Below are 19,701 nucleotides of genomic sequence, written 5' to 3' on the forward strand. Positions count from 1 at the left end.
AGATTATCCATTATAAGGGGTGATTCCAAATCGGGAATCACCCCTTTACCTGCTCTACATATTTATGAACAGTACTTCAGGAAAATTGTTTTCCTAATATTTTAATACGTTTTTAAAACGAGTGTTTGATAAAATGATATATCATTGTTAAAATTAAGATAGTCTGAAAATTTAGTAAATTGTTTTTTTGTCTATTCGGCCATTTTGCTTAATTCAAAAAAACATTATTGACAACGTAGAAATGACGTATTAATCTTAAAATCAAGCATAACAATTATATAATATCCGTTTTATTACCGTTATATATGGAGAATCGGATGGGACACGAGCAAAATTAAGGGGGGACTGAAACGATGTACAATCCGGAAGTTGAAACGGCTACGCGTGCTGAAATGGAAAGTTTACAGATGGCACGCCTCAAAAAAACGATAAGCCGTGTATATGAAAATGTACCTTATTACAGAAGGAAATTTGAAGAGATGGGCCTTGATCCAGGAGATATTCAAAATCTGAACGATGTGTCAAAGCTTCCTTTTACAAAAAAACAGACTCTTCGTGATCAGTATCCATTCGGTTTATTCGCCGTTCCAATGGAGGATGTAACACGCATTCATGGTTCATCCGGAACAAGTGGAAAGCCTACCATTGTCGGGTATACGAAAAACGATTTGGAAAACTGGGCAACGATCGTCGCACGTGGAATTGTAGCTGCAGGAGGCCGGAAGTCGGATATTTTCCATAATGCATATGGATATGGCCTGTTTACAGGCGGATTGGGTCTCCATTACGGAGCAGAAAAGCTAGGAGTTGCCACAGTACCCATTTCAGGTGGAAATACCGATCGCCAGATTACGATCATCAATGATTTTAAACCTCGCGGTATTTGCGGAACCCCTACTTATATTTTGAATATCGCTGAAAAGATGGAAGAAATGGGGATTGACCCTGCTGATAATGGGCTAGAGTATGGGATTTTCGGAGCTGAGCCGTGGTCTGAGGAAATGAGAGCTACACTTGAGAGAAAACTGAATTTGAAAGCAATCGATATTTACGGACTAAGTGAAATCATGGGTCCAGGAGTTGCGATAGAATGCCAGGAAGCGCAGGAAGGACTGCATATCGCAGAAGACCATTTCCTTGTTGAGGTCATTAACCCTGACACACTTGAGCCAGTTGAGGACGGCGAAGATGGGGAACTGGTCTTTACCAGCCTTACCAAGGAAGCGCTGCCAATCATTCGTTATCGTACTGGTGATATCGCATCCATTACCCATGAACCGTGTAAATGCGGACGGACCACAACAAGAATGTCCCGCGTTAAAGGCAGAACGGATGATATGATCATAATCAGGGGAGTGAATGTATTTCCTTCTGAAATTGAGCGTGTTTTATTCCAAATGGAGGGAATAGTGCCTCATTATCAGATTCATCTCGTTAAGAAGGGGAAAATGGACGGTGTTGAACTGCACATTGAAATTGAAAGCGGTTTCTATAAGGAGATTGAAGAAGACTTAACGCATGGAGATGTAGAGATATTAAAGAAAACGATTCAGCATCATATGAAATCCGCATGTCTTGTAACGATGGATATTGTTGTCAACGTTCCAAAAAGCATTCCGCGTTCAGAAGGAAAAGCCATTCGTGTCGTTGATAAACGGAAAGATGAAGTGACAAGTTGATAACTGGATGGAGATGCGTTGGATGACCTGGATTCGTTCATGGAAATGGATGTTCCTTGTTGGCGATTCTGCCGTTGATGGAGCTTTAATGCTCGAGCCTATCGTAAATTCGCAGTGAAAAACCTTATGAACTCTGACGATCAAATAAAAAGTGCAGCCCCTTCATAGAATAGGTTTAATCAGAAGAGAAGAAAGAACCAATTTGAAATAGGGAAGGAGGCATCATGGTGATTAAAAATATCATGAAATCTCCTATTGATTTCCTTTTATTTCAAAAAAAGTCGGAATAGTCTTGCATTAAATATAACTGTAAAATATAATAACGTTATATAAACGTTATATAATAAAAAGAGAGGTGATTTGAATGAACGTTCAATTAAATGATATGGCTGAACAAGAAAAGCTAAATCAATTCATTGCCAGAATCGAAGCAGGAGAAAAGATAGAAGCCGATGATTGGATGCCGGACGATTACCGGGGCACTTTAATCAAGTTAATATCGATGCATGGCATCAGTGAAATCATGGGGGCGCTTCCCGAAAAAGAATGGGTTCCTAAAGCCCCGACCTTAAATAGAAAACTTGGAATCATGGCTAAGGTGCAGGATGAAATGGGACATGGACAATTATTGCTTCGAGTCGCCGAGGATTTGCTAAAGCCGTACAGCAAAAAACGGGATGACCTTATGCAAGATTTATTTAATGGAGATTTAAAGTTTCATAATGTCTTCCACATGGAAGCCAAATCTTGGGGTGATGCAGGATTGATTGGCTGGCTTGTTGATGGGGCAGCCATCATCTCCCAGACGAACATGCTTGGGGCTTCATACGGACCTTATGCCCGAGCTTTACTGAGGATTTGCGCGGAAGAAGTTTTTCATGCACAGCATGGTGAAGCGATAATCATGGCTTTGGCTGAAGGAACGGAAGAACAAAGGAAATTGGTTCAAGACTCCATCAATTATTGGTGGGAATCTTTATTACTCTTTTTTGGACCTCCCAGTAAGAATGAAGTGGGCTCATCCAAACAGGATATAACGATTAAGTACAGAATCAGAACCAGTACGAATGAAGAGCTTCGCCAAGCCTTTTTTTCTAAATATGTGAAGCGGATCCTTTCACTCGGCTTTACCATTCCTGATGAAACACTTAGGTTTGATAAAAATTCTGAAATCTGGATTTACAAACAACCTGATTGGGGGAAATTGAAGGTGTTCGCAAGGAATGAAGGGCCCCTTTCGCAGGATCGTTTACGTCTTCGAAGAACTTCTTATGAAAATAATAAATGGGTACGTGAGGCGTTAGCGCCAAAGGTCATCTAAGGTAGGGGGAAGGATGATATGGAAACTAGACAAAACACTTACTTTGAAGAATTTGAAGTATTTAGCCGTAAAACTCAATCTTCACCCGTTCAATACCATTATAGCCTGTTGGCTCCCAATGAGGATATCGCCATCATGATGGCGCAAGAAAATTTCATGAGACGGGAAGCAGTTGATGATATCTGGGTAGTGAAAAGACAGAATATACGGAAAATGACGATTGAGGAAAAGAAAACGCTTCAACGTATTGATAATAAAGATTACAGGACCACAAAAGGGTATGGGTATTTAAAGAAAAAGTGGCGGAAGTATGAGCAGGGAATGCTCGATGAAAAAGAGATAATGTCTTGGGGTGGAGGCGTGAAGAATGAGGAATGAATCATTGGAGAACATCGCTATCAAAGAATTGCTGCTTCAACTGGCGGACGATGATTTCATCCATTCATACCGAGGTTCGGAATGGCTTGGACTCGCACCGCATATCGAAGAAGATGTTGCATCGGCTTCGATATCTCAAGACACGATGGGGCATGCAGCCATATATTATAAATTACTGGATGAACTAGGTGAAGGGGACGCAGATAAGCTGGCTCACGACCGTCCCGCCAAGGAACGGCGTAATGCGATCATTCTCGAATTGGTCAACGGTCCTGGATACTATATGAAAGACCCGGATTATGATTGGGCGTTTGCGGTAGTTCGGAATTATTTTTATACCCAAGCCAAAGCGATTAAGATTCAATCCCTTCAATCAAGTTCATATGAACCGCTTGCTGAAGTGGCACAAAAGGTACAGATGGAACTTTATTATCATTTGATGCACTGGAAAACATGGTTCGTCCAATTGCTGGGTTCTGGTCACGAAGAGGCGGTTTCGAGAATGAATGCAGCGATTGAGAAAACGATGCCGGATTTTGCTGGAGTATTTTCACTTGGCCAATATGGAGAAGAAATGGTCGAGCTTGGCTTGATAGAAAGCGAAGCTGCCTTACAGAAGAAATGGATCGAGGCTGTCACCCCAATTTTTGAAAGTGTGGGCTTGGCAACGACTCTTGAAATAGGAATGGCCCAAGGTGATGGACGTAGTGGCCAGCATTCGGAAGATTTGGAAAAGGCGATAGAAACGTTAAGTGAAGTGTACGCAACCGATAAATCAGCTTCATGGTGAACCAATAGAAAAAGGGGAGGGGCATCATGTCGACCGTACTGTTAACCGCAGAAGAAATATATAAACTCCTGGAAGACGTTAAAGATCCCGAAATCGATACAGTAAGTATTTTGGATTTAGGGATGGTTGAAGACGTGACGGTTTCGGGCCGGGACGTTTCGGTGAAAATGCTGCCAACTTTTCTAGGGTGCCCGGCATTGTCAATCATTCAAAAAAATGTGGAAACAGCCATTAAACAGCTGCCTGCCGTAAAAAAAGTAAGCGTGGAATTTTTACGTTCCCCTTCCTGGACATCTGATCGAATCACGGAAAAGGGGAAAGCTGGATTGAAGGTTTTCGGGATCTCCCCTCCTCCTCGACAAATGAAAAAAGATGGATCATGGCATGTGGATTGCCCGTATTGTGAATCTACTTATGTCACGATGGAAAATATATTCGGTCCAACGGCCTGCCGCAGCATTTTATATTGTAAAGCATGTAAAAATCCGTTCGAATCGATGAAACCGATGATAAAAATGATCTAATAAAATGGAGGTTTTCTAAAATGGTAAAGTTAATCGCCCTATATAAACAACCTGAAAACAAGGAAGAATTCGATGAGCATTATTTCAATGTACATGGTCCGATAACGGAAAAAATTCCAGGTCTTCAAAAAATGGAGGTCACTAAAATAGTAGGCACCCCAATGGGCAAAGACTCTGAGTATTACATTCTATGTGAAATGTATTATGAAGACCACGATGCACTGCAACAAGGAATGCGTTCCCCGGAAGGAAAAGCATCAGGGAAAGACCTAATGGGATTTGCCGGGAAACTCGTAACGATGATGATCGGGGAAGAAATAAAATGAATGCGCTTCAATTCATTGAAACGTCAATCGGGGATGGCATTGGTTATATCTTTTTAAATCGGCCGAAGCAGCTGAATGCCATTAACAGGAAAATGGTCAGGGAAATAGTTTCAACCATGGAAGAATTCGACCGGGACCCACAAGTGAAGGTGATCTTGATAACGGGCAATGGAAAGGCATTTTCCGCTGGAGCTGATATTGACGAGATGATGGACGACAATCCAATAAGTCTGGAGTTAACCAACCAATTTGCCGATTGGGACCGAATGAGCCTAGTCAAGAAGCCTGTGATCGGTGCTGTGAAGAGTTTTGTATTCGGTGGTGGTTTTGAACTTGCCTTATCCTGCGATTTCCTGATTGCCGCCAGCGATACCCAGTTTTCCTTTCCGGAAGTGACACTGGGAGTCATGCCTGGTGCAGGAGGAACACAAAGGTTGACAAAATTGGTGGGAAAGACGAAGGCACTCGAATGGATATTGACGGCTGAAAGGATAAATGCAAAGACAGCTCTGCAATATGGTTTCATTAATAAGATCGTTGCCCCTGAATTGCTAATGGAAGAAACGGTCGATTTCGCTAGAAAGATAGCAAAGCAACCCCCGTTAGCTGTAAGGCTGATTAAAGAATCCGTCAATAAAGCCGTTGATTACCCCTTATATGAGGGAATGCAATTCGAACGGAAGAACTTCTATATTCTTTTTGCATCAGAGGACCAAAAAGAAGGCATGAAAGCATTTGTTGAAAAAAGGGAGCCTAATTTTACAGGCGGATAAGGAGTGCTCTATGTACGAAACGATCAAATATAGGGTTGAAAGCGGAGTGGCTTGGCTTACTTTGAACCGTCCTGATAAACTTAATGCCTTTACGTCCCAAATGAATAAGGAAATACAGAAGGCGATCAAGATATCTGCGGGGTCCGATGAAGTGCGGGCCATTATCATTACAGGGGAAGGCAGGGCCTTTTGTTCAGGGCAAGATTTATCGGATGTTGATGGAAGCATGAATTTAGGCCAGGTGCTGCGTGATCACTACGGTCCGATGATGCAGCAAATAGCAAGCTGTGAAAAACCGATCATTGCAGCAGTTAATGGAGTGGCTGCAGGGGCTGGCTTCAGCCTTGCTCTTGCATGCGATTTCCGGCTTGTTTCTGAAAAAGCCAGTTTTTTAAATGCCTTTGTCAATATCGGGTTGATTCCTGATTCAGGGAATCTATATTACCTTTCACGGATCGTTGGGCATGCGAAAGCCTTGGAAATATCCTTATTGGGGGAAAAGGTCCCTGCTAGCGAGGCGAAAAATGTCGGGCTCGCTACAAAAGTGATCGGTGTGGAAGAATGGAACGAGCAATTGAAAGCCTTTGCGGCGAATATCGCAAACAAACCAACGAAAGCGATCGGCTTAATCAAAAGATACTTAGAGGCATCCTACCACCTTTCATTGGAAGAATACTTAAAAGAAGAAGCGGAGGGTCAGCGAATTGCTGGCTTAACGATGGATTATGCTGAAGGTGTGGCAGCATTCACTGAAAAAAGGAAAGCTAAATTCATAGGCAAGTAATATAGAAAAGGGAGTGGGATTACATGGTTGGAGTTCAAGCGGCAGCATTTGAAAAAGCGGAAATGAAGCGTGATTATTATCATCTGATTATTAATGGCGAAAGAGTGGAAAGCTCTAATGGATCCACGATTGATGCGTACAACCCTGCGAATGGTGAAATCATTGCCAAAGTTGCAAAGGCGACTAAGGAAGATGCAGAAAGAGCTGTTCAAGCTGCACGTGAGGCATTTGATAATGGGAAATGGAAGAAAACTCCGATTAATAAACGGTCTCGAGTTTTGAACAAAATTGCAGCAATCATGCGTTCACGCTTTAATGAATTGGTTGAATTGGAGGTTCTGAACAGCGGCAAATCCATTTCTGCAGCGCAAGGCCAAGTCATGCAGGCGATAGAAGATTTCGAGTTTTATGCAGGTGCTATAGTCGGACACCGCGGAACTGTCAATAATGTACCTGGTCAATTCCATAACTACACGGAAAAAGAGCCAGTAGGTGTTTGTGCTCAAATCATTCCTTGGAATTATCCTATGATGATGGCAGCATGGAAAATTGCACCTGCGATCGCAGTTGGCTGTTCAGTCATTGTTAAGCCAGCTTCGTTAACACCGCTGACTGCAATCGTATTAGGGGAAATCTGTTTAGAAGCTGGTGTTCCTTCAGGAGTTGTCAATATCATTCCAGGTCCTGGATCGGACGTAGGGAATTACCTTGTCGAGCATCCGAAAGTGAATAAGGTGGCTTTTACAGGTTCTACGCCAATCGGCAGGGATCTTATGGGCAAAGCTTCACAGACATTAAAAAGGGTGACATTGGAGCTTGGCGGAAAGTCCCCTAATATTGTCTTCGAAGATGCGGACCTTGAAGCAGCTATCGATGGATCATTATATGGAATTTTCTACAATACTGGGCAATCTTGCGAAGCTAGATCCCGTTTATACGTTCACGAAGACATATATGATGAGTTCGTTGCCAGATTCGTGGAAAAAACGAAAAAATTGAAATTGGGCAATCCACTCGACAAAGAAACGCATGTCGGTGCAGTCATAGATCAAGGGCAATTGGATGTCATCGACAATTATGTACAATCTGCCATTGCTGATGGAGCGGAAATCCTGACAGGAGGAAAGCCAGCGGTTATAGAAAGTTTCGAGAACGGATATTGGTATGAGCCGACAGTCATAGCGAATGTCAATCATGAAATGAATGTAGTGAAAGAGGAAATATTCGGACCGGTCGTTGTCATTATGAAATTCAAAGATGAAAAAGAAGCCGTGCGACTCGCGAATGATACGGAATTCGGTTTGGGTTCAGCTCTTTGGACAAAGGATGGCGGCCGTGCGACTCGAGTGGCCAATCAAATTGAAGCGGGAATCGTCATGGTGAATTGCCCATTCTCCGCATTTCCTGGAACACCTTTCGGAGGCTATAAACAGTCAGGATTCGGCCGGGAACTTTGTATTGAGACACTTGATCTATATACAGAAACGAAAAGCATCATTTCCTATCATGGAAGCCGTCCCTTAAATCCCTTTGGAATTTAATAAAAACATAAAATAGGCGGCTGGCTGAACGGTATGTCGGAGAAGTAATTCAGATATGGATGAATGCTGATCTGATTCATCGTAGCCAGCCCTATTTATTTTTAAAGGAGGAATGAACGAATGATTAGAAATCTTGTGATTGTCGGATCTGGTGTCATGGGTAGGGGAATAGCCTATGTAGGAGCAACAGGAGGCTTCAATGTAGTATTGGTGGATGTGAATCAAGATGCATTGGAAAGTGCAAGAAAAGAGATCGATACCATTTTTGAAAAGGGTGTGCGCTATCAAAAAATCACCCAGGAAGAAGTGGCAGCAGCAAAAAGCAGATTTTCGTATTCTTCCAATTTGGAAGAATCAGCAGCATATGCCGATTTAATCATAGAGGCAGTTCCGGAAAAGGCAGAAATTAAGAGGGCAGTCTTCGAAACGATGGAAGATCATGCAAAAGAAGGCTGTTACTTTGCAACCAATACTTCCACAATGAGCCCGACGGAAATTGGTTCTTACGGAAAACGTCCTGAAAAAACGATTGCCATGCATTTCTTCAATCCTGTACAAAAAATGCCGCTGGTTGAAATTGTACGTGGTCTTGAAACCAGCGATGAAACGGCAGCCATAATAAAAGAAGTAGCCGGAAAAATGGGGAAAGAAACCGTGGTCATTAATGAATTCCCTGGGTTTGTAACCAGCAGGATCAGCTGTTTGGTAGGTAATGAAGCGTTCTTCATGCTTCAAGAAGGGTTAGGAACACCGGAAGAAATCGATAAGGCGATAAAGTTAGGGCTGAATTACCCAATGGGACCATTTGAGCTAGGGGATTTGGTGGGATTGGATGCCCGATTGAATAATTTAAAATATTTACATAGTAAACTTGGTGAGAAGTATCGTCCGGCCCCCCTCCTTGAACAGTATGTTAAAGCTGGCAGGCTCGGCCGCAAGTCAGGTAAAGGGGTGTACGATTATACACAAGATGGAGAGCTGGTGAGGAAATGAAGGATGTTGTGATTATCGATGCTGTGCGAACGCCAATAGGAAGATATAAAGGTGCTTTGAAATGGGTTCGTCCGGATGACCTCGGTGCGATTGTAATCAAGGCGCTGACAGATCGCAATCCAGAGCTGCCGCCAGATCAAATTGAAGATGTCATCTTCGGGAATGCAAATCAAGCGGGAGAGGATAATCGCGATGTGGCAAGGATGTCCGCCCTTTTAGCTGGTCTTCCAGTAAACGTAGCTGGAACGACAATAAATCGTTTGTGTGGATCCGGACTGGATGCCGTTATGTATGCTGCACGTTCCATTGCTGTAGGAGAAGGCGATATTTATATCGCAGGCGGGACTGAAAGCATGACAAGGGCGCCGTACGTCATGGCCAAACCTGAAGGTGAATTTCCGCGGGGTTCAATGGAGCTTCAGGATACAACGATCGGATGGCGTTTCACGAATGAGAAACTTAAAGAAATGTATGGCACGGATTCCATGCCTCAAACGGCAGAAAACGTTGCCCAGCAGTTTTCGGTTTCAAGGGAAGACCAAGATCAATTTGCATTTCAAAGCCAGCAAAGAGCGAAAAAGGCAGTAGAAGAAGAACGTTTCATTAATGAAATCGTACCTGTTCGATATACGGATCGTAAAGGTAATGAGGTCATTTTCAAAAAGGATGAACACCCTCGTCCTGACACGACCATCGAAAAGTTGGAAAAACTCAAACCGATCTTTAAAGGTGGCACTATAACGGCGGGGAATGCTTCGGGTGTAAATGATGGAGCTTCAGCATTACTATTGATGAGTGCAGAAAAAGCACGAAACCTTGGACTAAAACCTATGGCCAAATATGTTGTAGGTGCGGTAGCCGGCTTAGAACCGTCCATTATGGGCCTGGGTCCAATTCATGCAACTAAAAAAGCATTGGGAAGGGCGAGTTTATCGATTGAAGACATCGGGTTGGTTGAATTGAATGAAGCATTCGCTTCCCAATCCGTAGAGTGCATCCGCCAATTGAAATTGGATCAGGATAAAGTGAATGTCAACGGCGGGGCGATAGCATTTGGCCATCCACTCGGTGCAAGCGGGGCACGTATTTTAACAACACTTGTTCACGAAATGAAAAAGCGGAATGTACGCTATGGTCTTGCAACGATGTGTGTCGGTGTTGGTCAGGGAATTGCCGCCATCATAGAAAATATTGGAAATGATTGATGATCGGCCCTTATTTTTCTAGTATAAGGGACATTTTCTTAAAAAAGGGGCGAGGACCCATGTCAAAGGTTATTTATAAAGTAGTAAATCAAATCGGCTATGTAACAGTGAATCGGCCTGACGTATTGAATTGCTTCGACTATGAGACACTTTCTGAACTCCAGGAAGTCATCGATGCAGTTTATACGGACGGCGATATCCGCGTCGTCATTTTCACGGGTGCAGGGGAAAAAGCATTCAGCGCGGGCGCGGATTTGAAAGAAAGGAAGGCTTTGAATGATGCGGAAGTAAGAAGGAACGTAAAAGCGATTCGCGATGTTTTTAATAGTATCGCAGGGCTTCCGCAGCCAACCATAGCTGCCGTCAATGGATATGCATTGGGGGGAGGATTTGAATGGATGCTTTCATGTGACTTCGCAATTGCTGCTGAAGGTGTTTCTTTGGGGCTCACTGAAACTAGCTGGGCCATTATTCCCGGGGCAGGCGGTACACAACGGCTGCCGAGATTGATAGGGGAAATGAAAGCGAAGGAATTAATTTTTACCGCTAAAAAATTGACTGCAGAAGAGGCATGTCAATTAGGGATCCTTTTGAAGGTCGTGTCAAGGGATCAACTTATGTCAGCTTGTGAGGGATTGGCAGCCGATATCATGAAAAATGGGCCGATTGCAGTCAAACAAGCCAAATACGCGATTACCCAAGGGATGAATACAGACTTGCAAACCGGAATGGCCATAGAGGGAAAAGCCTATGAATTGACCATCCCGACTCAAGACAGATTGGAAGCACTCCTGGCATTTAGTGAACGGAGAAAAACGCAATTTTCAGGTAAATAATATTGCGGTTTCAATTCAAAAAGATATAATAATAATTATGTCGTCCGTGTGAAAATGGTAACAATGTGAGAGTGAGGTGAGAAAAATAGGAACTAATACGCAATCGATGATTTTTACGATATACGGTGATTATATCCGTAATTACGGAAGTAAAATCTGGATAGGCAGTTTAATTCGTTTATTAAAGGAATTCGGTCATAATGAGCAGGGTGTTCGTGTAGCCGTTTCACGAATGGTCAAGCAAGGGTGGATTCAGTCAGAAAAGCACGGAAATAAAAGTTATTACTTTTTGACCGATCGCGGTGTGCAGAGAATGGATGAAGCGGCCAATCGCATATATAAGATGAAACCAAATGAATGGGACGGTAAATGGCGTATCTTGATGTACACGATCCCTGAAGATAAGCGGCAATTACGGGATGATCTACGTAAAGAATTATTATGGAGCGGGTTTGGCAGTTTTTCCAGTGGTTGCTGGATTTCCCCTAATGATTTGGAGAAACAAATTAAGCGCTTGATCGAGAAATATGACATCAATGAATATGTTGATTTTTTCATTTCGGAATACAAGGGTCCAAAAGAAAATCAATCGCTTGTCGAGAAAAGCTGGCATTTAGAAGAGATTGAAAATAAATATGAAGAATTCATTGAGAAATACAGCAAACAATTCATCGTTCATCAAAGCATCATTAGCAGGGGGGAAATGTCCGATGCTGATTGCTTTGTGGAACGAACGAACCTGGTACATGAATACCGTAAGTTTTTATTTGTCGATCCGGGCCTGCCAAAGGAACTGTTGCCTTCAAAGTGGAATGGGAATCATGCTGCTCTTTTATTTAGCCAGTATTATCAAGTTTTGGCTGAACCGGCAAGCCGTTTCTTTGAAAGCGTTTTTCAGGAAAACAATGATTTATGGCGGAAAGACGAAACCTATGACGCCAAGGATCATCCTCTTATCATTAAGTGAAAAAGAGCTTCAGCCAGTCGCTAATGACGACTTGCCGGAGCTCTTTTCTACTTTAAGTCAACTAAAGACAACGGGGAATTCCCTTTGTGATAATTAATCAAGTATCCCTTTGAAGTCCTTTCCTTTTTGAACATACGTATCAATCGAAAGTTGGATCAATTCAAGATCTTTATCATTCAATCTGCGAACCACTTTCCCCGGGGAACCGATAACCAGCGAACGTGGAGGTATGATTTTACCAGAGGAAATCAATGTATTCGCGCCGACAATGCATTCTTCGCCGATCTCTACATTATCCAATATCGTAGAGCCCATCCCGATGATGGACCGTTTTCCTATTTTACAACCATGTAGGATAACATTGTGACCAACCGTCACTTCGTCTTCAATGACAACTGGGCACCCTTCAAATAAATGAATGGTGGAGTTATCTTGAATACTGCATTTTTCTCCGATTGTAATTGAATCTTCATCACCGCGCAGAACGGAGTTAAACCAAATGGTCGATTCTTTCCCAATCGAAATATCTCCGATTAAATGGGCACCAGGTGCAACGAAAACGGATTCATCAATGGATGGCTTTTTATTATTGTACGGAATAATCATAGTCTCGCTCCTTTTGGAAAAGTCAGAATTGTTTTTCTGATGAATATAGTATAACATTAAATGGATAGGGAGGGATGAAAGTGAAATATATTTGTGAGCTTTTTTCGATAAAATATCCCATTATTCAAGGCGGCATGGGGAATATAAGCAATGCAAGTCTTGCCGCTGCAGTATCCAATGCAGGGGGCTTAGGGACAATAGGATGTGGTACCATGAATCCTGAACAGGTAGAAGCCATCATTCTCGAAACCAAAGATAAAACCAATAACAATTTTGCGTTGAACATTCCGATTAACGTTAGTCCATATACAGATGAGTTAATCAATCTTGTCCTGAAGCATGATATTCCTGTAGTTTCCTTATCTGCGGGAAATCCTGCCCCTTACATTCCACTATTGCAAAAAAAGAATATTAAAGTGATTGCCATCGTTGCATCGGTCAAGCACGCGCAAAAAGCGCAAGCTGCAGGGGCCGATGTGTTGGTAGCTGAAGGGTTTGAAGCTGCCGGCATCAATTCGAACCTGGAATTGACGACCTTTACACTCATTCCGCAAATTAGCAAGCATGTGACGCTTCCGGTTTTGGCCGCTGGCGGAATAGGCAATGGACAGGGGTTGGCCGCTGCGTTGATGCTGGGAGCGTCAGGAGTCCAGTTGGGAACCAGGCTGATCGCTACACAAGAAGCACCGTTCCATCCATCATATAAACAAAAACTAATCGAAGCGATGGGCAATGATACGTTTATATTGGGCAGATCCGTTGGCCAGGTAAGAAGAGTATTGAAGGACCGATATACGGAGAAAGTCCTGGATTTGGAAAAACAGGGACTGTCTCCTATTGATTACCGTGAAATGACCTCGGAAGTCCACCATATTAATGGTGCGATGAACGGTGATGTTGATAATGGTTTTATGAACAGCGGCCAGGTTGCCGGATTGATTGACGATATACCGACGGTTAAGGAATTACTTGATGGCATGATGAAAGACGCGAAAAGGCATTTGGAAGATGGATTGAGTAGGCTTTCCACCCCCTTTATGATTTGAGAACTAAGGGTATCGATTTTGTCATGTGTACATCTCAACCCATTTAGGGGCTATTCACTTGGTTAACTATATTGAATGCTTGAGGTCAATTCGTCCTCAAGTTTTTTTCGTTTCGGGACCATCGATATTCTATTATTATCGTTCTTCCTACAAGCTTAGTTCTGTAGTAAATAGCCCGATAACAAAACATGGACTCCATAAGAACATTGTTTTAGGATAACATTATGGAAAAATGCGGGTTAACTTGTGATACAATGGAAAATGTCCTTTTTGACATCATGGGTGCCCGGATTCATCTTGGAGCACCCCTTTTTATATGTAATAAAAGTTAGAAAAGGGGTAACCTCAATGGAAACTTTAATAATGGATATGATTGAAGCGTTTAAATCTTTATCTTATTTCGGTGTTTTGCTAGCTTTGACTTTTGAATTCATTCCTGCTGAAATAGTTTTGCCACTGGCAGGATACTGGGTTTATCAAGGGGATATGAATTTATACTTGACTATCCTTGCCGGTTCGCTAGGTGGGGTAACGGGACCATTGACGCTTTATGCCTTAGGCAAGTATGGCGGGAGACCGCTTGTATTAAAGTTCGGAAAATACTTTTTGATCAAAGATGAGCAGTTGAACAAAGCTGACCGCTTCTTTGAAAGGTATGGTGGGGGAATTGCCTTCTTTGGACGGTTTGTACCAGGTATTCGTACCGCCGTGTCGCTACCATGCGGAATATTGAAAATGAATATTTGGAAATTCATATTATATACCTATATGGCGATGCTTCCTGTTACAAGCGTTTATGTTTATTTAGGGTTTAAGTTAGGACCTAGCTGGGAGCAGGCGGGAGCCATCTTTTCACAATATGCGAATTTCTTGCTTATACCCATTGCACTTATAGTCATTTGGTTCATTATGAAGACTCGAAAACAAAAGCAAAGAGAAAAAATAAAAGTCAATCAATAACAAAGAAGGCGCCATGATCAGGCGCCTTTTTCATTTCTTTCATTATTAGCAGCATCCACCGAAGCCGCCGCCGCCGAATCCCCAACTGCATCCAATGATGATTAACAAGATGAATAATACGATCAGCAATGCAAATCCGTTATCGAAACCGCCGCAGCCGCCACCAACGCCACAACAATCGTTACCATTTCCACCCATTTAATTTCCTCCTCATACATTTTATGAATTACATACCTAGTAAAACATCTTTACCGGGAATACTTCATACTATGTATTCTAGGCCGAAGTGTTTGCTTATTCATAAAAAATGGGCGTTGGTAAATCAAGGGGAATAAGCCCGAATATTTTTTTGATTTCGTTTAAAATGTTATAATATACCATATGGATTATGGGGGAAGGGAGCTGAACTTAGTCATGAGAGTTGCCATTATAACGGATGTGCATGGTAATGCTTCAGCGTTAAAAGCCGTTCTTAGGGATATTGATCAAAGGGATGATATAGATCATATCTATTGTTTGGGAGACATGGTTGGGATTGGCCCGGATACAAATGAAGTCCTTGAACTTTTATTTGCAAGAAATGATTTATCGATGATAACTGGAAATCATGATGAAGCTGTCCTGGCCATCATTAACGGGGAGCCGCATCCGGACGGTCATATTCATGTAAAGGAGCATCATGAATGGATAGCTGAAAGAATGCATCGGAATTTCATAACCAAACTGGAAAAATTGCCTCGCACCATACAGCATATCATTAATGATCACTCCGTTTACTTCACCCATTATCATATGGAATCGAAGAAATTGGATGAGCACATTAGCCAAAATCCATTTAGTAAAATCGTTGAACCGAATTTAAATAACTTAGAAACGCTTTTCAAAGATGAGCATCACGATTTAATAGGATTTGGACATCATCACCCTACCCACCTTTTTAAAAATGACCGAACGATATATCTGAACCCGGGATCTCTAGGCTGTAATGGTGAACCAATTGCTCCTTATGCCATTGTGACGATTGAAAATACAGGTATACAGGTAAATCTTGAAAAAGTCCTCTATGATAATTCATCGTTTCTGTTATCGTATAAAAGCTTACTGGTTCCCGAGTATGAATTCATTATACGGGCCTTCCATGGGGGACAGCAGGTGCGTTCATAAATGATGAAATATGGGGAAATATTCAGCATAAATGTACATGCCTGTGGATACGATAATAGGCAAAACATGATGATGCTGGAGGTAGGTTATGAAGGAAAAAGATCAGGTAAATCAAGAGCAAGAAGAGATGGAACGACACAGTCTTGTCTGTAATAATGAATTGTTTAATAAAGATTTACACGCCATTGTCGATGATACGATGCAAGAGGAAAGATAAATTGGAAGGAACGCTGCAGGTAATGTCTGTAGCGTTTATTTTTAGCTTTGAAATGGTTGAAGGCAGAGTATTGATCCCCGCTAAATGGATCAGGGCATACATTTTTTCCAGCGGTGAACCCGTGAAGTGAATCATTTGAAACCATTCTGGATTTATCCCATACTATATATAAGTTTTAAATCCGAGAGGAGGGATGGCATGGGACATCATCATGGTCACTCCCATGATCATGGGCACGGACACCACCACCATCATACTAATAATAAAAAAGTGTTGTTGGCATCTTTCTTATTGATCTCCACATTTATGGTAGTTGAGGTCATTGGGGGATTCATGACAAATAGTCTGGCTTTACTGTCGGATGCAGGTCACATGCTTAGCGATGCAGCAGCTTTAGGACTTAGTTATACAGCGATAAGGTTGGGGGAAAGGAAAGCGACATCGACCAAATCGTATGGATATAAACGGTTTGAAATCATTGCTGCCTGTTTGAATGGATTGACCTTGATCGTTATATCCGTATTCATTTTCATAGAGGCAATTAAGAGGTTCGTGGATCCCCCTGAAGTGCAAAGCTTGGGAATGCTAATGATTTCAATCATTGGTTTACTGGTTAATGTCATTGCGGCATGGATATTAATGAGCGGGGATAAGGAAGACAATTTGAATGTTCGGAGTGCTTTTTTACATGTGATGGGCGATATGCTCGGATCTGTGGGAGCCATTGCTGCCGCACTTTTGATTTATTTTTTCGATTGGGGAATAGCGGATCCGATTGCGAGCGTCATAGTCGCGATTTTAATTATTATCAGCGGTATTAGGGTGGTGAGGGATTCTTTCCATATCTTGATGGAGGGCACACCCGACCAAGTCGATATGGATGACGTAAAAGCATCCTTGATGGATTTGGACAGTGTATCCGATGTCCATGATCTCCATATCTGGACGATTACTTCTGGTTTTTTGACAATGAGTTGCCATGTTGTCATTGATGAGGGGGGCAATCACGATTCAGTTCTAGCAGAAGCTCAAAAACTTCTTCACGATCAGTTTGGAATTGAACATAGCACGATTCAAGTGGAAAGGCAGGAGGCAGGCTGTCCGAATCCACACGAGACATGTAATTGAAAAGAGGCCGGCTCTAAGTTAGAGCCAGTCTCTTAAGGGTGTTATCATAAGTTTTTACAAGCGATTTCATATCCATATGACTTTATTGAACCAGTCAGATGCATCCCTGTAAAATGAGTCGAGAACACTTGTACAAAATAAGTTATGGAAAATACTAAGTGAAAACATCGGTCTGCGAACATAATCCTGACACATTCAAAGGGTAAGATTGAGGAAAAAAGCTTTGATTATTTTAATAGTTAGCATATACAAAATGATTCCACTATAATTCAGGAAGGAGGAATCCCTATATGAAGAAAATTCTTGTAGTAGAAGATGAAATTGCCATTTCGATGGTATTGAAAGCATATTTGGAGCGTGAAGGTTTTAATGTAGTCCAAGTATACGATGGACTAAAAGCCATTCCGGTTTTTGAAGATGCGAAGCCAGACCTTGTCCTGCTTGATGTCATGTTGCCTGGAAAGGAAGGCTGGGATATATTGAAGGAAATTCGGGAGGACGATACATGCCCGGTTATCATGTTGACGGCACTGAACGATGTAGATTACCGATTATCCGGATTTAAGTCAGGTGCGGATGATTACATCTCCAAACCATTTGTTGCCGAAGAAGTCGTGGCCCGGGTGCATGCCGTTTTAAGAAGGTCCTCGACAGTTGTTGCGGAAGATGAACATGTTCATGAGTTTGGGAGTTTAACCATCGATGACCAGTCTTATATGGTGCAATTGAATGGGGAAGAAATAAACTTGACTCCGCGTGATTTGTCGCTGCTCATTTTTTTCGCTAAGCACCCTAATCAAATCTTCACGAGAGAACAACTTCTCGATCAAGTATGGGGTATGGATTATGATGGCAGTGACCGTGCCGTGGACCTGGCGATCAAACGGATCAGGAAGGCGATTGATGCATGGCCTGTAACTGAGGGGGAAATAAAAACATTGCGTGGATTGGGGTATCAATTGAGTGTCTATGAAAACTAAAAAAAGAACCACTTTACAACGATATTGGACTAAGAGATACGTATTGACCTTGATTTCCGGTTTGATATTATTGTCTGTTTTTTCCTTATGGTGGATGGAAAAAACAGCTTTGGAATATAGGCTTAGCCTCCTTAAGTACTTAGCTGATGAAACATCCGACCGTGCGATAAAGGAAAATGGTCAGATTGTCGTTGGCCCGATCCTTGCGGAGATTGTTGAGGAAAGGGAGAAAATCCTTCATTTGAACCAACAGCCAATCATCTATATCGTCGACCCCGATGCCAGCATCATATATACGATGCCTCAATTGTATATCGATCCGGATGAAAATAAACTTCCGGACGTCATTATGAAAAATAAGGAGTTAATCCAGAAGGTCAAGATTTCCGACAACAAAGTATATGTCGTCAAATCCCCGATTACGTTTAATGGTGAGACGAGAGGCTGGGTGGTCATTGCACAGGAAGAAGGGGCATTGGAGGAAATCAACCAAGATCATGGCTTATTGGCAATCATGATTGGAGGCCTTCTAATTCTGGGGACGGGAGTCATTTATTTTCTTTCCAGGCAGATTTCGCGACCCATCCAAGACGTAGCTAACGCTGCTGTCCAGGTTCGTGAAGGCAACTACGATATCCATTTCAAAGAGGAAGAGGAGATCAAGGAAGAAGAAATTTATGAACTGATAGAATCTTTTAAGGAAATGACCAATCGATTGAAGGTCATGGAGAAATTGCGGGCGGAATTGCTTGCAGGCGTAACCCATGATTTGAAAACGCCAGTCACTTCCATTAGCGGACTCATACAAGCGGTTAAGGATGAGGTCGTTACGGGAGAGCAAAGTAAGGAATTCCTCGATATTTCCTTAAAGGAAACTCAACGTCTGCAAGATATGATAGAGGATTTACTTAATTATAATGCCATATCGGCAGGAGCTTTTAAAATTCGGGTGCAAAAAGAAAATATCAATATATTCATCCAGGAAATCGCTTATCGCTGGCAAGTGACCCAGGATGATGATCAAGCTTTCGCTTTTGAGATAAAAGTACCTGATGAACCGGTCTTTGGTCAAATTGATTCATTGCGGATGCAGCAAATCGTCATTAACCTTTTGAATAATGCCAGGCATGCACTTGATGGCAACGGGAAAATTGCGATTCACCTTTATGAAAAGGATGAAGAACGAATCTTCATTGATGTACTGGACAGTGGCCGGGGAATCCCAAAACATGAACAACAATTTGTGTTCGAACCATTTTATCGGGGGGAAAACAAAAAGTTGAAAGTACGTGGTTTAGGTTTGGGACTGCCATTCAGTAAAATGCTCGCAAAAGCGCAAAAGGGAGATCTTGTTCTTAAGGATAGCAATGAAAAAGGTACCACCTTCACGATCATTATAGAGAAAGTGAATCAGATATAAAAAAAGGGTTGTCCGATTTTAATGGACAACCCTTCTTTTATGCAACTGCACGTAACATGCTAA

Annotated in this window: 22 protein-coding genes; 20 read left to right on the plus strand and 2 right to left on the minus strand. The window is 42.2% G+C overall.

The genetic code is table 11. The features are described from left to right. Window positions 1-353 precede the first annotated feature (353 nt). The 13 genes from paaK to paaX all read left to right on the plus strand — a co-directional run bounded on the left by paaK (window position 354) and on the right by paaX (window position 12,117). Window positions 354-1,679 carry a phenylacetate--CoA ligase PaaK gene (gene paaK / locus QUF78_RS05945; protein ID WP_289323953.1) on the plus strand — a complete coding sequence of 442 codons (1,326 nt, stop codon included), beginning with the start codon at window positions 354-356 and terminating at the stop codon, window positions 1,677-1,679. Window positions 1,680-2,043: 364 nt separating this feature from the next. After that, on the plus strand, window positions 2,044-3,000 hold the full coding sequence (gene paaA, locus QUF78_RS05950; protein ID WP_289323954.1) for a 1,2-phenylacetyl-CoA epoxidase subunit PaaA: 957 nt from the start codon (window positions 2,044-2,046) through the stop codon (window positions 2,998-3,000). Window positions 3,001-3,018: 18 nt separating this feature from the next. Further along, a complete protein-coding gene (gene paaB, locus QUF78_RS05955; RefSeq protein ID WP_289323955.1) occupies window positions 3,019-3,378 on the plus strand; it encodes a 1,2-phenylacetyl-CoA epoxidase subunit PaaB in 360 nt (119 codons plus the stop codon). Then, window positions 3,368-4,168: a 1,2-phenylacetyl-CoA epoxidase subunit PaaC gene (gene paaC, locus QUF78_RS05960; protein ID WP_289323956.1), complete on the plus strand. Its 801-nt coding sequence runs from the start codon at window positions 3,368-3,370 to the stop codon at window positions 4,166-4,168. The genes paaB and paaC overlap by 11 nt, the downstream gene beginning before the upstream one ends. Window positions 4,169-4,194: 26 nt before the next feature. Continuing rightward, the gene (gene paaD / locus QUF78_RS05965; RefSeq protein ID WP_289323957.1) at window positions 4,195-4,692 is read left to right on the plus strand and encodes a 1,2-phenylacetyl-CoA epoxidase subunit PaaD; all 498 of its coding nucleotides are present in this window, start codon (window positions 4,195-4,197) and stop codon (window positions 4,690-4,692) included. 20 nt (window positions 4,693-4,712) lie between these two features. Beyond that, complete coding sequence (locus QUF78_RS05970) at window positions 4,713-5,018, plus strand: EthD family reductase (RefSeq protein ID WP_034314904.1); 306 nt, start codon at window positions 4,713-4,715, stop codon at window positions 5,016-5,018. Next, window positions 5,015-5,791, plus strand: coding sequence for an enoyl-CoA hydratase/isomerase family protein (locus QUF78_RS05975; RefSeq protein ID WP_289323958.1), 777 nt, complete (start codon window positions 5,015-5,017; stop codon window positions 5,789-5,791). The genes QUF78_RS05970 and QUF78_RS05975 overlap by 4 nt, the downstream gene beginning before the upstream one ends. Before the next feature lie 10 nt (window positions 5,792-5,801). Beyond that, window positions 5,802-6,575, plus strand: coding sequence for an enoyl-CoA hydratase-related protein (locus QUF78_RS05980; RefSeq protein WP_289323959.1), 774 nt, complete (start codon window positions 5,802-5,804; stop codon window positions 6,573-6,575). 23 nt (window positions 6,576-6,598) lie between these two features. Beyond that, window positions 6,599-8,116, plus strand: a complete 1,518-nt coding sequence (locus tag QUF78_RS05985) for an aldehyde dehydrogenase family protein (protein WP_289323960.1) — start codon at window positions 6,599-6,601, stop codon at window positions 8,114-8,116. Window positions 8,117-8,236: 120 nt separating this feature from the next. After that, window positions 8,237-9,109: a 3-hydroxyacyl-CoA dehydrogenase gene (locus tag QUF78_RS05990; protein WP_289323961.1), complete on the plus strand. Its 873-nt coding sequence runs from the start codon at window positions 8,237-8,239 to the stop codon at window positions 9,107-9,109. Beyond that, on the plus strand, window positions 9,106-10,314 hold the full coding sequence (locus QUF78_RS05995; protein WP_289323962.1) for an acetyl-CoA C-acyltransferase: 1,209 nt from the start codon (window positions 9,106-9,108) through the stop codon (window positions 10,312-10,314). Before QUF78_RS05990 ends, QUF78_RS05995 begins: the two co-directional genes overlap by 4 nt. A gap of 59 nt (window positions 10,315-10,373) precedes the next feature. Further along, window positions 10,374-11,150, plus strand: a complete 777-nt coding sequence (locus tag QUF78_RS06000) for an enoyl-CoA hydratase-related protein (RefSeq protein WP_289323963.1) — start codon at window positions 10,374-10,376, stop codon at window positions 11,148-11,150. Between the two features lie 85 nt (window positions 11,151-11,235). Further along, window positions 11,236-12,117 (plus strand): phenylacetic acid degradation operon negative regulatory protein PaaX, encoded by an 882-nt coding sequence (gene paaX, locus QUF78_RS06005; RefSeq protein ID WP_289327244.1) that lies wholly within the window; start codon window positions 11,236-11,238, stop codon window positions 12,115-12,117. A 93-nt stretch (window positions 12,118-12,210) separates the two neighbouring features. On the opposite strand, the gene QUF78_RS06010 is transcribed toward paaX, so the two are convergent. Then, a complete protein-coding gene (locus QUF78_RS06010; protein WP_289317660.1) occupies window positions 12,211-12,723 on the minus strand; it encodes a gamma carbonic anhydrase family protein in 513 nt (170 codons plus the stop codon). An 80-nt stretch (window positions 12,724-12,803) separates the two neighbouring features. Between QUF78_RS06010 and QUF78_RS06015 the strand changes: the two genes are divergently transcribed. Next, window positions 12,804-13,769 carry an NAD(P)H-dependent flavin oxidoreductase gene (locus tag QUF78_RS06015; protein ID WP_289323964.1) on the plus strand — a complete coding sequence of 322 codons (966 nt, stop codon included), beginning with the start codon at window positions 12,804-12,806 and terminating at the stop codon, window positions 13,767-13,769. A gap of 348 nt (window positions 13,770-14,117) precedes the next feature. Further along, a complete protein-coding gene (locus tag QUF78_RS06020) occupies window positions 14,118-14,729 on the plus strand; it encodes a DedA family protein (protein WP_289323965.1) in 612 nt (203 codons plus the stop codon). Window positions 14,730-14,774: 45 nt separating this feature from the next. Here the strand turns inward: QUF78_RS06020 and QUF78_RS06025 are convergent, their stop codons facing one another. After that, window positions 14,775-14,927, minus strand: coding sequence for a YjcZ family sporulation protein (locus QUF78_RS06025; RefSeq protein WP_289323966.1), 153 nt, complete (start codon window positions 14,925-14,927; stop codon window positions 14,775-14,777). 216 nt (window positions 14,928-15,143) lie between these two features. On the opposite strand from QUF78_RS06025, the gene QUF78_RS06030 reads away from it, so the two are divergent. The 5 genes from QUF78_RS06030 (at window position 15,144) to QUF78_RS06050 (ending at window position 19,638) form a co-directional block, all read left to right on the plus strand. Further along, complete coding sequence (locus tag QUF78_RS06030; RefSeq protein ID WP_289317656.1) at window positions 15,144-15,893, plus strand: metallophosphoesterase family protein; 750 nt, start codon at window positions 15,144-15,146, stop codon at window positions 15,891-15,893. A gap of 88 nt (window positions 15,894-15,981) precedes the next feature. Then, window positions 15,982-16,110 (plus strand): hypothetical protein, encoded by a 129-nt coding sequence (locus QUF78_RS06035; protein ID WP_289323967.1) that lies wholly within the window; start codon window positions 15,982-15,984, stop codon window positions 16,108-16,110. A gap of 198 nt (window positions 16,111-16,308) precedes the next feature. After that, the gene (locus QUF78_RS06040; RefSeq protein WP_289323968.1) at window positions 16,309-17,238 is read left to right on the plus strand and encodes a cation diffusion facilitator family transporter; all 930 of its coding nucleotides are present in this window, start codon (window positions 16,309-16,311) and stop codon (window positions 17,236-17,238) included. 290 nt (window positions 17,239-17,528) lie between these two features. Continuing rightward, window positions 17,529-18,218 (plus strand): response regulator transcription factor, encoded by a 690-nt coding sequence (locus QUF78_RS06045; protein WP_289317653.1) that lies wholly within the window; start codon window positions 17,529-17,531, stop codon window positions 18,216-18,218. Continuing rightward, complete coding sequence (locus QUF78_RS06050) at window positions 18,208-19,638, plus strand: HAMP domain-containing sensor histidine kinase (RefSeq protein WP_289323969.1); 1,431 nt, start codon at window positions 18,208-18,210, stop codon at window positions 19,636-19,638. The genes QUF78_RS06045 and QUF78_RS06050 overlap by 11 nt, the downstream gene beginning before the upstream one ends. The last annotated feature ends 63 nt before the right edge of the window (window positions 19,639-19,701 follow it).

Origin of the sequence: Peribacillus sp. ACCC06369 (genome assembly GCF_030348945.1) — a bacterium.
GTDB lineage: Bacteria > Bacillota > Bacilli > Bacillales > DSM-1321 > Peribacillus.

Excerpts from the sequence above, each read along its gene's own strand:
- paaD (WP_289323957.1), top strand. The coding sequence starts at position 4,195 with ATGTCGACCGTACTGTTAACCGCAGAAGAAATATATAAACTCCTGGAA.
- QUF78_RS06010 (WP_289317660.1), bottom strand. The coding sequence starts at position 12,723 with ATGATTATTCCGTACAATAATAAAAAGCCATCCATTGATGAATCCGTT.
- paaC (WP_289323956.1), top strand. The coding sequence starts at position 3,368 with ATGAGGAATGAATCATTGGAGAACATCGCTATCAAAGAATTGCTGCTT.
- QUF78_RS06050 (WP_289323969.1), top strand. The coding sequence starts at position 18,208 with ATGAAAACTAAAAAAAGAACCACTTTACAACGATATTGGACTAAGAGA.
- QUF78_RS05975 (WP_289323958.1), top strand. The coding sequence starts at position 5,015 with ATGAATGCGCTTCAATTCATTGAAACGTCAATCGGGGATGGCATTGGT.
- QUF78_RS06025 (WP_289323966.1), bottom strand. The coding sequence starts at position 14,927 with ATGGGTGGAAATGGTAACGATTGTTGTGGCGTTGGTGGCGGCTGCGGC.
- paaA (WP_289323954.1), top strand. The coding sequence starts at position 2,044 with ATGAACGTTCAATTAAATGATATGGCTGAACAAGAAAAGCTAAATCAA.
- QUF78_RS06045 (WP_289317653.1), top strand. The coding sequence starts at position 17,529 with ATGAAGAAAATTCTTGTAGTAGAAGATGAAATTGCCATTTCGATGGTA.
- QUF78_RS05970 (WP_034314904.1), top strand. The coding sequence starts at position 4,713 with ATGGTAAAGTTAATCGCCCTATATAAACAACCTGAAAACAAGGAAGAA.
- paaK (WP_289323953.1), top strand. The coding sequence starts at position 354 with ATGTACAATCCGGAAGTTGAAACGGCTACGCGTGCTGAAATGGAAAGT.
- QUF78_RS06000 (WP_289323963.1), top strand. The coding sequence starts at position 10,374 with ATGTCAAAGGTTATTTATAAAGTAGTAAATCAAATCGGCTATGTAACA.
- QUF78_RS06030 (WP_289317656.1), top strand. The coding sequence starts at position 15,144 with ATGAGAGTTGCCATTATAACGGATGTGCATGGTAATGCTTCAGCGTTA.
- QUF78_RS06020 (WP_289323965.1), top strand. The coding sequence starts at position 14,118 with ATGGAAACTTTAATAATGGATATGATTGAAGCGTTTAAATCTTTATCT.
- QUF78_RS05985 (WP_289323960.1), top strand. The coding sequence starts at position 6,599 with ATGGTTGGAGTTCAAGCGGCAGCATTTGAAAAAGCGGAAATGAAGCGT.
- QUF78_RS06040 (WP_289323968.1), top strand. The coding sequence starts at position 16,309 with ATGGGACATCATCATGGTCACTCCCATGATCATGGGCACGGACACCAC.
- QUF78_RS05990 (WP_289323961.1), top strand. The coding sequence starts at position 8,237 with ATGATTAGAAATCTTGTGATTGTCGGATCTGGTGTCATGGGTAGGGGA.
- QUF78_RS06035 (WP_289323967.1), top strand. The coding sequence starts at position 15,982 with ATGAAGGAAAAAGATCAGGTAAATCAAGAGCAAGAAGAGATGGAACGA.
- paaB (WP_289323955.1), top strand. The coding sequence starts at position 3,019 with ATGGAAACTAGACAAAACACTTACTTTGAAGAATTTGAAGTATTTAGC.
- QUF78_RS05995 (WP_289323962.1), top strand. The coding sequence starts at position 9,106 with ATGAAGGATGTTGTGATTATCGATGCTGTGCGAACGCCAATAGGAAGA.
- QUF78_RS05980 (WP_289323959.1), top strand. The coding sequence starts at position 5,802 with ATGTACGAAACGATCAAATATAGGGTTGAAAGCGGAGTGGCTTGGCTT.